Genomic DNA, 12952 nt, shown 5'->3' with positions numbered 1-12952 from the left:
GGAGGATGGATAGCCCCTACGGGGCAATCCGTCGGGCGATATTGGCCGCGCCGCATAATTCCCCGCGATGGATTTTCACCGCCCCGACCCGCACGAAAGTCACATGCCAACCCCGCGTTTCAGGGCAATATGGCCGGATTATTAATGCCTCTGATATGCTCGCCAGATGAATAAATTACTCCCCCTCAGCCTGATCGCCGCACTCGCGGAAAACCGCGTGATCGGTCGTGACAATCAATTGCCATGGCACTTGCCGGCAGACCTTAAACACTTCAAGGCGATGACGCTCGGTAAGCCGATCATCATGGGCCGTAAAACCTGGGACTCGCTGGGTCGCCCATTGCCGGGCCGGCTTAATCTGGTGATCAGTCGCCAGAGCGGCTTGCAGTTGGAGGGCGCGGAAGTGTTCGCCTCGCTAAATGAGGCGCTGGTGCGGGCCGATGCCTGGGCGCGGGAGAAGGGCGTCGATGAACTGATGCTGATTGGCGGTGCGCAGTTGTATGAGCAAGCCTTAAAGCAGGCCGATCGCCTCTACCTGACGCGCGTGCAGCTTAGCCCCGAGGGCGATGCATGGTTTCCGGAAGTGGATCAGGCCGACTGGCAACTGGCGTCGAGTGATGCGCATGAGGCCGGTGAAGCTACGCCGGCGCACACCTTTGAAACCTGGCTGCGTCGCGCCTGAGTTTCAGCGGTCTAGCGGATACGACTCTAGCTTGTTTGTGGGGTTGATTTTTCGCGGGGGGGTGACGGTGAAAATCCGTTGCGGGGGATTTTGCGGTGTGGCCTGCATCGCCCGACGGATTGCCCCGAAGGGGCTATCCATCCTCCGGGTGTTGTTCGGCGTGAGAACATGGTGATGCCGGCGAGTGTTCCAACGGAGGATGGATAAACCGCAGGTTAATCCGTCATGGCGATCTGCGGGATACAACGCCGAATCGTTTGCGGGTTTGATTTTTCGCGCGGCGGGGACGGTGAAAATCCGTTGCGGGGGATTTTGCGGTGTGGCCATTATCGCCTGACGGATTGCCCCGCAGGGGCTATCCATCCTCCGGATCTCGTTACGCGTGAGAGGGTGGTGATGCCGGTGCGTGTTCTTAACGGAGGATGGGTAAACCGCAGGTTAATCCGTCATGACGGTCTGCGGGATACAACGCCGAATCGTTTGCGGGTTTGATTTTTCGCGCGGTGGTGACGGTGATAATCCGTTGCGGGGGATTGTGCGGTGTGGCCTGCATCGCCTGACGGATTGCCCCGTTGGGGCTACCCATCCTCCGGTTTTTGTTCGGGCAGAAACCAGTTGAGCAGCAAGGCGCTGATGCCGCCAGTGGCAACGCCGGATTCCAGTACGTTGCGCAGGGCCGCTGGCATGTGCGCCAAGAACTCAGGCACTTGCGATACGCCGAGGCCCAGCGCCAGTGATACCGAGATGATCAGCAGCGCGCGGCGGTCGAGCTGGATGCTCGCGAGAATATTGATGCCCGATGCCGCAACGGCGCCAAACATCACCAGCGCGGCACCGCCCAGAACCGGTTCGGGCACTGCCTGAATAACCCCGGCGACGCTGGGGAACAGGCCGAGCAATACCAGCATGGCCGCGATCCACAAGCCTACGTGGCGGCTGGCCACGCCGGTCAGTTGAATCACGCCGTTGTTCTGGGCGAATACCGAGCTGGGGAAGGTGTTGAACACACCAGCCAGCAACGAGTTGGCGCCATTGACCAAGACGCCGCCCTTGATGCGTTGCATCCACTCGGGGCCATCGACCGGCTTGCCGGAGATTTTGCTGGTGGCGGTGATGTCGCCAATGGCTTCCAGTGAGGTCACCAGATAGATCACCAACATTGGAATAAACAGCGCCCAAGAGAAACCAAGGCCGAAGTGCAGCGGCACCGGCACCTGGAATACGGCAGCCTGGTGCATGCCGGTGAAGTCGAGGCGGCCCAAATAAGCGGCCATCAGGTAACCCACGGCGAGGGCGATAACAATTGCGCAACTGCGCATCCACACCACGGGGATGCGGTTGAGCACGACGATGATCGCCAACACCGTGCCGGAGAGCATCAGGTTTTCGGCATTGGCGAAGGTGCCATTGCCCATCGCCGTGAAGCCACCGCCCATGCTGATAAGGCCGACTTTGATCAGCGTCAGGCCGATCATCAGCACCACAATGCCGGTGACCAGCGGGGTGATCAGGCGCTTCACAAACGGCAGGATGCGCGACACGCCCATCTCGACAAACGAGCCGGCAATGACCACGCCGAAAATCGCCGCCATCACAGCTTCCACCGGTGTGCCTTGCTTGACCATCAAGGCGCCGCCGGCAATCAGCGGGCCGACGAAGTTGAAGCTGGTGCCCTGCACAATCAACAAGCCGGCGCCGAACGGGCCGAAGCGCTTGCACTGAACGAAGGTGGCGATACCGGAAATCACCAGCGACATCGACACGATCAGGTTGGTGTCACGGGCAGAGACGCCCAGCGCCTGACAGATCAACAGGCCCGGTGTGACGATAGGCACAATGATCGCGAGCAGATGCTGGAGTGCGGCAACCAGGGCAATGAAGGGTTTGGGCTTGGCATCAGGGCCGTAGACCAACTCGCTCTGAGTCGATTCAGAAGAGGGGGGATTCGCCAGAGAAGTCATGCTGTCGTCCGCAAAAAAGCGGCGATTCTACAGAACTGGCAGGGATCGGACGATGTTTCACTGACTGGAGGTCAGGCAGGGGATCGCCTTGAAGGGAAACCCGGCAAGCTGGATGTTCCGTCCTCCAGCTAACTGGAGGACGGAGTCCGTTTACGGCGGGCTGTTACGGCACCAGTTTTTCCAGCAATGCCTTGTCGCGTACCGCACCTTTGTCGGCGCTGGTGGCGAGCAGGGCATAGGCCTTGAGCGCGGTGGTCACCTTGCGTGGGCGATGCTCGACTGGCTTCCAGCCTTTTTTGTCTTGCTCGACACGGCGTGCAGCCAGTTCTTCATCGCTGATCAGCAAGTTGATGCTGCGCTTGTGGATATCGATGAGGATCTTGTCGCCTTCCTGCACCAGACCAATGGCGCCGCCAGCAGCGGCCTCTGGCGAGGCGTGGCCGATTGATAGGCCGGAGGTGCCGCCGGAGAAGCGACCGTCGGTGAGCAAGGCGCAGGCTTTACCCAGACCTTTGGATTTCAGGTAGCTGGTTGGGTAGAGCATTTCCTGCATACCAGGGCCGCCTTTCGGGCCTTCGTAGCGGATGATGACGATATCGCCTTCTTTGATTTCGTCATTGAGGATGCCCCTGACGGCGCTGTCCTGGCTTTCGAAAATCTTGGCGCTGCCTTCAAACACGTGGATCGACTCGTCTACGCCTGCGGTTTTGACCACGCAGCCGTCGAGGGCGATGTTGCCGTAAAGCACGGCCAGGCCGCCTTCTTGCGAGTAGGCGTGTTCAACGCTGCGGATGCAGCCGTTTTCACGGTCGTCATCGACGGTGTCCCAGCGTGTCGACTGGCTGAATGCAGTCTGCGTCGGAATACCGGCAGGGCCGGCGCGGAAGAAGGTGTGTACGGCTTCGTCCTGAGTCTGGGTGATGTCCCACTCGGCAATCGCCTCAGCCATGCTCGGGCTGTGGATGGTCGATACGTCGGTGTGCAGCAAGCCGCCACGGGCCAGCGAACCGAGGATCGAGAAGATCCCGCCTGCACGGTGAACGTCTTCCATGTGGTACTTCTGGATGTTCGGCGCCACTTTGCACAGCTGCGGAATCTTGCGGGACAGGCGATCGATGTCGCGCAGGTCGAAGGCCACTTCGCCTTCTTGCGCCGCTGCCAGCAGGTGCAGAATGGTGTTGGTCGAACCGCCCATGGCGATGTCCAGACTCATGGCGTTCTCGAACGCCTTGAAGTTGGCGATGTTGCGCGGCAGTACCGAGGCGTCGTTCTCTGCGTAGTAACGCTGGCATAGCTCAACAGCCAGGCGGCCAGCGCGCAGGAACAGTTGTTCGCGGTCGGCGTGGGTGGCCAGCGTCGAGCCGTTGCCCGGCAAGGCCAGACCCAGCGCTTCCATCAGGCAGTTCATAGAGTTGGCGGTGAACATGCCCGAGCAACTGCCGCAAGTCGGGCAGGCGCTGCGCTCGTATTCGGCGACTTTTTCATCCGATGCGCTTTCGTCAGCGGCGATGACCATTGCATCGACCAAGTCGAGACCATGGCTGGCCAGCTTGGTTTTACCGGCCTCCATTGGGCCGCCAGAAACAAATACCACCGGGATGTTCAGGCGCAAGGCAGCCATCAACATGCCGGGGGTGATCTTGTCGCAGTTGGAGATGCACACGATGGCGTCGGCGCAGTGAGCGTTGACCATGTATTCCACGGAGTCGGCGATGATCTCGCGGCTCGGCAGCGAATACAGCATGCCGTCGTGGCCCATGGCGATGCCGTCATCGACGGCGATGGTGTTGAATTCTTTCGCCACGCCGCCGGCTTTTTCGATCTCGCGGGCGACCAGTTGGCCCATGTCTTTGAGATGCACGTGGCCGGGCACGAACTGGGTGAACGAGTTGGCGATGGCAATAATTGGCTTCTTGAAATCCTCGTCCTTCATGCCAGTGGCACGCCAAAGGGCACGGGCGCCAGCCATGTTGCGGCCGTGGGTGGAGGTTTTCGAGCGGTAATCAGGCATGACGGGTTCCTGCAGCAAATATCGGTTGGCGGGAGCCTGTAAAAACAACTGTTGCGGGTAACGCAGTGGTTTTTACAAGCGCCCTCATATACGTAGGGTGAGCCGGGTTCAGGCCCAAAGCAAACGGAAATTTCCGGTGTTGGTCTGAGGTCGTGGGTGGCGCAGGGTGAGCGCGTGACGACCAGCTCCGCCGAGGTGTGGCAGGAGACCTCAGATTCTAATCCCAGCAGGCGGTTGGGCGAAAGGGTTGTGGCGACTTACGGGCGGCTGCGCACCGGCAAAATTGCTTTGACGGTGCACGGCTCGCTTGATCAGGCCTCGACTCCGCGCAAGCGCGCGGAGCGGCGGCGCAGCAGTTCAATGGTCACCAGCATGATGATCGAGAGAATGATCAGCAGCGTCGCGATCGCCAGAATGCTCGGATTGATCTGCTCGCGCAGCCCCGAGAACATCTGCCGTGGAATGGTGCGCTGTTGCGGCCCGGCCATGAACAGAATCACCACCACTTCATCGAACGAGGTGATAAAGGCGAACAGTGCGCCGGAAATAACACCGGGGCGAATCAGCGGCATGATGATGTCCCAGAACACCCGTACCGGCCGTGCTCCGAGGTTAAGGCCGGCGCGTACCAGCGAGTAGTCAAAGCCTGCCAGCGTGGCGGTGACGGTGATGATCACGAACGGTGTGCCGAGGGCGGCGTGAGCCAGAATCACCCCGAGGTAGTTACCGGCCAGGCCCAGATCTGAATAGAAGAAGAACATGCCAGCGGCGGTGATGATCAGCGGAACGATCATTGGCGATAACAGCAACGCGGTAATCAAGCGCCGCGCCGGCATGTCATCACGCGCCAGTCCCACGGCTGCGCAGGTGCCTAATGCTGTGGCGATAACGGTGGCGCAGATGCCGATGAAGAAGCTGTTCTTGATTGCCAGCACCCACTTTGGATCACTGAAAATCGCGCTGTACCAGCGCATTGAATAGGCTTCTGGCTGAAATGTGAGCATGCCTTTGGTGAAGCTGAAGAACGGCTCGACGTTAAACGACAGCGGAATAATCACCAGAATCGGCATGATGAGAAAGAACAGCACCAACCACGAGGTGCTCTTCAGCAGCCATGTGCCGAGGCGATACCAAAAACCAAAATACGCGGGAGCCTTGGCCATTGTTTAACCCAACTTGATATTGCTGGCGCCGACGAAACGGTCGTACAGCCAGTAGAGCAACAGAATCAGCGCGAGCAGCAACGAGCCCAGTGCGGCGGCCAGTTCCCAGTTGTTCGAGCGCTGCATGTGGAAGGCGATGATGTTGCTGATCATCTGGCCGTCGGTGCCGCCGACCAGCGCCGGGGTGATGTAGTAACCCACCGAGATGATGAACACCAGCAAGGCGCCAGCGCTGAGGCCGGGCAAGGTCATCGGGAAGTAGATTTTCGCAAACGCCGGAATCGGCTTGTCACCCAGCGACATCGCGGCGCGCATATAGCTGGGGTCGATGCCGCGCATCACGCTGTACAGCGGCAGAATCATGAACGGCAGCAGAATGTGGGTCATCGCCACCACTGTGGCAAACGAGGTGTAGAGCATCTCGAATGGCTCGTTGGTCAAGCCGACGCCCATCAGGAACGAGTTGATCACGCCGTTGGTTTGCAGCAGTGCAATCCACGCGGTGGTGCGTACCAACAATGAAGTCCAGAACGGCAGCAACACCAGCACCAGAAGCAGGTTGGCGCGGTTCTCGGAGAGGCCGGCAAGGTAATACGACAGAGGATAGCCGAGCGCGGCGCAGAGCAGGGTAATCACCAGCGCCATGGTCAGCGTCTTGCTGTAGAGCTGCAGGTAGATCTGCGTCTCTTCACGCACCTGAATGCCTTTCTCGGGATTCAGTTCAAGGTCCAGCGCGGTGAGGTAATAGTCGGAGGTGTATTCGGCGCCAGCACGTTTAACCGCATACCAGAGGTCGGTGCGTTGCCACTTGGGGTTGGCGGCCAGCACGGTGGCCGCACCCTTGGTTGTCAGGTCGTCGCCCTTGAGCTTGCCGACCTTGCGCGCGGTGGACTTAACCACGCTGGACATACCGGTATACGCGCGGTTGAACTCTTCGGCTAGCTTGCCGGACAGGCGCTCTTTGGCCAGCCCGTTGAGTTCAACGGCAAAAATTTGCAGGGTTTGCTGATCGGGAGTGGCTTTGCCATCCCAGTTTTCCAGTGCCGCGAGGGTTTCGGGAATCAGTTCGGCGACAGTCGGGTGATGCACACTGCGCCAGAGCATGCTGGCGATGGGCGCGACAAACGTCAGCAGGATAAACACCAGCAGCGGCACAACGAACATAAACGCAGTGATGCGTTTCTTGCGCTGAGCGCTAGCGGCCTGTCGGGCTTCGGTGGTGGATAACGATGACATTTAGCGGCTTCCAAAACACGGTGCAAGGCGGTTGAGTCGTTACAGTGGCGGGTGCTGCAATCAGCCGGGGAATGCGCCCGGCTGATTGCAGGTCAGGCTGTTACTTGAGCAGCCATTCGTTGAATTTTTCACCCAGCGACTCGCCGTAGTCCGCCCAGAACTCCGAGCCTGCGCGGATGCCCGCGTCGAGGTGCGCAGTTGGCAAGTGCGGTGCTGCTGCCGGGTCCATCATCGGTGCAGAAGACTTGCGGGTCGGGCCGTAGGCAACATCGCTCATGCCAGCCAATGGCTTGGACTGAGTGGCGTAGGCGATGAATTTGAAGGCCAGATCTTTCTTCGGTGAGCCTTTCAGCACAGCCCAGGCGTCGAGGTCATAAACGTGGCCGTCCCAGACGATCACGAATGGCTTGCCTTCTTTACGGATCGAGTCGTAGAAGCGACCGTTAGCCGACTGCACCAGAACTGCGCCGCCATCGTTAAGCAACTGCGGAGCCTGCGACCAGGAGTCGAACCAGACGATGTCTTTCTTAATGGTGTCGAGTTTCTTGAAGGCGCGTTCCTGACCTTCTGGCGTGGCCAGCACTTCGTAGACTTCTTTCGGTGCTACGCCGTCAGCCAGCAGTGCCCATTCCATGTTCACTTGCGGACGTTTGCGCATGGCGCGTTTGCCCGGGATCTTGGCCGTGTCGAAGAAGTCGCCAATGCCAGCAGCCTTGGTGTCGCCGATGGTTTTTTCGTTGTAGGCATACACCACGGACCAGACGATGTTGCCGATCGCGCACTCGCTCGACAGTGCATCCGGGATGAAGTCTTGCTCGGCTGGGGTGCCGTCTACGCCTGCGGGCAGAATGTCACGCGGGATCGTTTCCAGCAGGCCTTCGGAGCAGGCGCGCTCAAGGTCGATTACTTCGACGTCGACGACATCCCACTGGATATTGCCGGACTCAACCTGCGCCTTCATTTCAGCCACGCCGCCCGAGTAATCCTCGAACAGCACTTTGGTGCCGGTATCTTTCTGGAACGGATCAATCATGTGCAGCTTTTGAGCTGCGCCATATGCACCGCCCCAAGACACTACGGTCAAACTGTCTTCGGCGTGCGCGCCAACCGACGCCAGGCCCAAGGCCGCCGTCAGGGCGAAAGTGGATATGCTGGTGCTCAGTGATCTAGCCATTGCAGTGCTCCATTGCCTATTTTTATGTGTGTAATCCATGAAAATACTGCGTCAGGAATTACCGGGTTGCTTGTTCAACTCAAGTGGTTTTCTGCGGTGCAGGCCGGTCCAGCGCCTGACTGTCTTGCGCAAGCCAGGCCAGAGCGACTTCTTCTTGGGCGCTGAATTGCGGGGCTGAACTGTCGTTCAGGTTCTTTACCACCAGCTCCGAACCGTCGGCGGTTTCGAACTGGTAGCGAATGTATTCACCGACATAGTGGCGAGCCACAAAACGCGCCTTGATCTGATTACAGGCACCGCCAAGACGGTCGGTAAAGGTGAGCTTTTCCGGGCGTACCGAGATTGTCGTCGGCGCGCCAATCTCGGTGCAGTTGGCTTTGAGGCTGCTGACCTCGGCCCCATCTGCCAGGCGCACGGTAACGGTCTCGTCACCGACCTGGGCAATGGTGCCCATGATCTTGTTGCTCTCGCCGATGAAGTCGGCCACGAACAGATTCGCCGGGCGTTCATAGAGCACGTGCGGCGCGGCGCATTGCTGGACGATGCCGTTGTTGAATACGGCAATCCGGTCCGACATGGTCAGCGCTTCGGTCTGGTCGTGGGTGACGTAGATGACGGTGAAGCCGAGTTGGTCGTGCAGACGTTTAATCTCGAACTGCATTTGCTCGCGAAGCTTTTTGTCGAGTGCGCCGAGCGGCTCGTCCATCAGCACAATGTCGGGGGCAAATATCAGCGCGCGGGCCAGTGCGACACGCTGGCGCTGACCGCCGGAGAGTTGTCCCGGATGCCGGTTGCCAAAGGCCTGCAGTTCAACCAGCGTGAGGTATTCATCGACCTTGGCGTTGATTTCGTCCTTGGCCATCTTGCGCACCTTGAGCGGGTAGGCAAGGTTTTCGCGCAGCGTCATGTGCGGGAACAGGGCGTACTGCTGGAACACCATGCCGATGTTGCGCTGATACGGTGCGATGCTGGTGACCGAGCGGCCGTTGATGAGAATTTCGCCACTGGTTACATCTTCGAAACCGGCGAGCATCATCAGGCAGGTGGTCTTGCCCGAGCCGGAAGGGCCAAGCAGGGTAATGAATTCGCCCTTGGCTACATCTAGGTTGAAGTCTTTGACCACCAGCGACTTGTGGTCATAGGTCTTTTTAACGTTGGTGAATTGCAGGAACGGTTTGTCCCCAACCGGATCAGCCATACATCTCCCTAGCATTGAAGCAAAAGCAAATCCCGGCTTGTGGCCAAGACCTGACATTGGCGTCAGCAGTAGCGCAAAGCGGTCTGACATCTGACCTGCGATCTGCTGTTATTAATTAGATCAGTGCAATTACTACGCCAAGCCAAATGCGTAAACGGTCTTGAGCGCTGCGTTACCGTTAAGGCTAGTCGGCACGAGGCATAACGCCAGTATGTATGTAGAAACAGGTAACAGTTTGGGCCATTAACGGGGGAGGAAAGTGTCGTTAATGCTCAATGCTGGTGCATGAAACGCAGGTGCAGGCGGGGGGATGTAATGCGGTTGTAGCCCCTGTTCAGAGCTACAACCGTGAGGCGGGATGCGCCTTAGCTGTTTGGCAGCAGGCGGCAGGTCAGGCTCTTGATGTAGCGCGTTTCGGCAATCGCTGGATGCACCGGATGATCCGGGCCTTGCGCGCCGCGCTCAAGCAACTGGATGTTGCGGTCGAGGTGGCGGGCGCTGGTCAGCAGAATATTTTGCAGGTCATCTTCCGGCAGGTGCATGGAGCATGAAGCGCTGACCAAAATGCCGTCTTTGTTGAGCAGGCGCATGGCTTGCTCGTTAAGGCGACGGTAAGCGGCTTCACCGTTCTTCATGTCTTTTTTGCGCTTGATGAATGCCGGCGGATCAACGATTACCACATCGAAACGCTCTTCACCGGATTTCAATTCCTTCAGCGCGGCAAAGGCATCGCCTTCAACGCATACCAGTTTTTCCGCCAGACCGTTAAGGGTGGCGTTGCGCTCAACACCGTCGAGGGCGAAAGCCGAGGCGTCCACGCACATGACTTCGCTCGCGCCAAAAGCCGCCGCTTGCACGCCCCAGCCGCCGATGTAGCTGAACAGGTCGAGTACGCGCTTGCCTTTTACATAAGGTGCAAGACGGGCGCGGTTCATGCGGTGGTCGTAGAACCAGCCGGTTTTCTGGCCTTCGATCACGGGCGCTTCAAACTTCACGCCGTTCTCTTCCAGTGCGACCCACTCCGGCACAACGCCGAATACGGTGTCGACATAGCGCTCAAGGCCTTCGGCGTCGCGTGCAGCCGAATCGTTCTTGAACAGGATGCCAGTAGGTTTGAGCACCTGAACCAACGCAGCGATCACGTCGTCCTTGTGGCGCTCCATGGTGGCGGAGGCCAGTTGCACGACCAGAATGTCGAAGAAACGGTCTACAACCAGGCCCGGCAACAGGTCGGAGTCACCGTAAATCAGGCGATAGCATGGCTTGTCGAACAGGCGGTCACGCAGGCTCGCGGCCACATTGATGCGGTGAACCAGCAGTGATTTATCCAGCACATGCTTGACGTCACGCGACAGCAAACGAGCGCAGATGAGGTTGTTCGGGCTCAGCGCGACAATCCCCAGCGGCTTGCCACCGGCGGCTTCCAGAATGGCCTGATCACCACTGGAAAAACCGTTCAGCGGCGTGGCGGCGACATCGATCTCGTTGCTGTAAACCCAAAGGTGGCCGGCGCGCAGGCGTCGGTCGGCATTGGCTTTCAGGCGCAGGCTGGGCAGGGACATTGGGGATTCTCCAGAAAAAGAGCGAGATTATAGCGCAGTGGGCAACGACTTGACCCGTTCCGGGAGGCCCTGAACATGACCGCAGAGGCCGAAAAACAGGCGCAAAGGGCTGAATTATTGTGGTCAAGCTCAGGCGCTGTCCGGACGGATGGTCGTTTGCGGCATTGCCCGCATCCTGTCCGGCGTCCGCCAAGGATGGTTTTCAGCGGCTGATAGTGTGAATATTCGCTGCTGAGTTGTTAACCGGATTGGCGTGCTATGCCCGAATTACCTGAAGTCGAAACCACCCGCCGCGGGATTGCTCCGCACCTTGAAGGGCAGCGCATCAGCCGTGTGATTGTGCGCGACCGCCGACTGCGTTGGCCGATTCCCGACGACCTCGATATTGTCGTGTCCGGGCAGCGTATCGAGAGCGTTGAGCGACGCGCCAAGTACCTGTTGATCAAGCTCGAAACCGGCAGCCTGATCAGCCATCTGGGCATGTCTGGCAACCTGCGGATGGTGCCCTGCGGGACTCCGGCGGCCAAGCATGAGCATGTCGACATTGAGCTGGAATCGGGCATGGCGCTGCGGTACACCGACCCTCGGCGTTTTGGCGCACTGCTCTGGAGCAATACGCCGCATGAGCATGTGTTGCTCAGCAAGCTGGGCCCGGAACCATTGACCGAGACGTTTGCGGGCGAGCGCCTGTACGAGATGTCTCGTGGGCGCTCGATGGCGGTCAAGCCGTTCATCATGGATAACGCAGTGGTGGTCGGCGTCGGCAATATTTACGCAACCGAGGCGTTGTTCGCCGCCGGAATTGATCCCCGGCGCGAGGCTGGGACAATTTCCAAGGCGCGCTACATCAAACTCGCGATCGAGATTAAACGCATCCTTGCCCATGCAATCGAGCGCGGCGGCACCACATTGCGCGACTTTATTGGCGGCGACGGCAAGCCTGGCTATTTCCAGCAGGAGTTGTTTGCTTATGGTCGCGGCGGCGAGTTCTGCAAGGTCTGTGGCAGTACTTTGCGCGAAATCAAACTGGGCCAGCGTGCGAGTGTTTACTGCCCGCGTTGCCAGCGCTGAAGGGCTCGCGCTCAGCAGTTGCGCTCCGCTTTTTGGCCTTTAAATGGGCTGGTAGCGCCTTAATAGCCAGATGCCAGTCATGATTTGCGCTGGGATTGAAGTCTGTCACGCTGACAATTCACTCAGCGCTGTTATAGTTAAGGCAACAGACCCGCATCTCTGAAGGATCGTCACATGAAATTGTTTCGTTCAACTGCTGTTATTTTCGCCCTTATCGCAAGCATGCTGGCTATGCCGGTGATGGCCGAAATGGAACAGCAAAATGCCAGTGGCGATCCGATCTACACCGCCAATGCGCCTAAAGGTTATTCGATGATCGGCGATCTGTTGATCGCTCGTCCGTTGCTGATTGCGGCAACAGTGGTTGGTGCAGCTGTGTTTGTTGTGACTCTGCCGTTTAGTGCGCTGGGCGGTAATATTGATGAGGCGGCTCAGTCGTTGATTCAAGAGCCAGGTCAGGCTGCATTCCAGCGTTGCCTGGGCTGCACGACAGTTGGTTACAAGGGTTACGATAACGACTAAGTCTCAGTCGGCTGCACAAAAACCCACCGCGCTATGCGCTGTGGGTTTTTTGTTGGATTGCATTTAGGCCGATGTTCACGGCTTTCTGCTCGCGGATGAAATGCGCGTCGTGGTTTCCTCCATGACGGATTACGCCGCGTGGCGGCTAATCCATCCTCCGCGCCCCACGCGGTTTATATGGCGAACCCATCCCCCTCGACTAACGCGGTTTATACGGAGGTTGGAATCCGCATCGCGGCTTCCGACATGGCGGTTGGCCTGCTGTGCGCGGTCTGCTTTTGATCGATGGCAGATTTTTTCATGTTCCGGTTTGTGTGTTCCCCTAATGCAACGCCATGACGGATTACGCCGCGCGGCGGCTAATCCATCCTC

General features: G+C 58.7%; 10 protein-coding genes. 3 read left to right on the top strand and 7 right to left on the bottom strand.

Features of this window, described 5'->3' with window-relative positions; all coding sequences use genetic code 11:
* The first annotated feature begins 166 nt into the window (after positions 1–166).
* The gene (locus BM395_RS17495) at positions 167–682 is read left to right on the top strand and encodes a dihydrofolate reductase (RefSeq protein WP_090514249.1); all 516 of its coding nucleotides are present in this window, start codon (positions 167–169) and stop codon (positions 680–682) included.
* 578 nt (positions 683–1260) lie between these two features.
* Here the strand turns inward: BM395_RS17495 and BM395_RS17490 are convergent.
* The 7 genes from BM395_RS17490 to BM395_RS17460 all read right to left on the bottom strand — a co-directional run bounded on the left by BM395_RS17490 (position 1261) and on the right by BM395_RS17460 (position 10987).
* Positions 1261–2643: a nucleobase:cation symporter-2 family protein gene (locus BM395_RS17490; RefSeq protein WP_090514246.1), complete on the bottom strand. Its 1383-nt coding sequence runs from the start codon at positions 2641–2643 to the stop codon at positions 1261–1263.
* Between the two features lie 163 nt (positions 2644–2806).
* A complete protein-coding gene (ilvD, locus tag BM395_RS17485; protein ID WP_069902307.1) occupies positions 2807–4654 on the bottom strand; it encodes a dihydroxy-acid dehydratase in 1848 nt (615 codons plus the stop codon).
* Between the two features lie 311 nt (positions 4655–4965).
* A complete protein-coding gene (locus BM395_RS17480; protein WP_090514242.1) occupies positions 4966–5817 on the bottom strand; it encodes an ABC transporter permease in 852 nt (283 codons plus the stop codon).
* A gap of 3 nt (positions 5818–5820) precedes the next feature.
* Positions 5821–7053: an ABC transporter permease gene (locus tag BM395_RS17475; RefSeq protein WP_090514240.1), complete on the bottom strand. Its 1233-nt coding sequence runs from the start codon at positions 7051–7053 to the stop codon at positions 5821–5823.
* 100 nt (positions 7054–7153) lie between these two features.
* Complete coding sequence (locus tag BM395_RS17470) at positions 7154–8227, bottom strand: ABC transporter substrate-binding protein (RefSeq protein WP_090514236.1); 1074 nt, start codon at positions 8225–8227, stop codon at positions 7154–7156.
* 79 nt (positions 8228–8306) lie between these two features.
* Positions 8307–9425: an ABC transporter ATP-binding protein gene (locus BM395_RS17465; protein WP_090514233.1), complete on the bottom strand. Its 1119-nt coding sequence runs from the start codon at positions 9423–9425 to the stop codon at positions 8307–8309.
* A gap of 365 nt (positions 9426–9790) precedes the next feature.
* Complete coding sequence (locus BM395_RS17460) at positions 9791–10987, bottom strand: class I SAM-dependent rRNA methyltransferase (RefSeq protein ID WP_090514230.1); 1197 nt, start codon at positions 10985–10987, stop codon at positions 9791–9793.
* Positions 10988–11245: 258 nt separating this feature from the next.
* Here BM395_RS17460 and mutM point away from each other — a divergent pair, with 258 nt between their 5' ends.
* Together mutM and BM395_RS17450 are read left to right on the top strand one after the other, a co-directional pair.
* On the top strand, positions 11246–12058 hold the full coding sequence (mutM, locus tag BM395_RS17455; RefSeq protein ID WP_090514226.1) for a bifunctional DNA-formamidopyrimidine glycosylase/DNA-(apurinic or apyrimidinic site) lyase: 813 nt from the start codon (positions 11246–11248) through the stop codon (positions 12056–12058).
* 174 nt (positions 12059–12232) lie between these two features.
* Entirely contained in the window at positions 12233–12580 is a 348-nt protein-coding gene (locus tag BM395_RS17450) for a multidrug transporter (protein WP_069902314.1), read from the top strand.
* Positions 12581–12952: the final 372 nt, after the last annotated feature.

Source organism: Pseudomonas marincola, assembly GCF_900116605.1.
Taxonomy (GTDB): Bacteria; Pseudomonadota; Gammaproteobacteria; order Pseudomonadales; family Pseudomonadaceae; genus Aquipseudomonas; species Aquipseudomonas marincola.
Note: the sequence above shows the minus strand (reverse complement) of the source record. Positions and strands in the feature narration are given on the sequence as shown.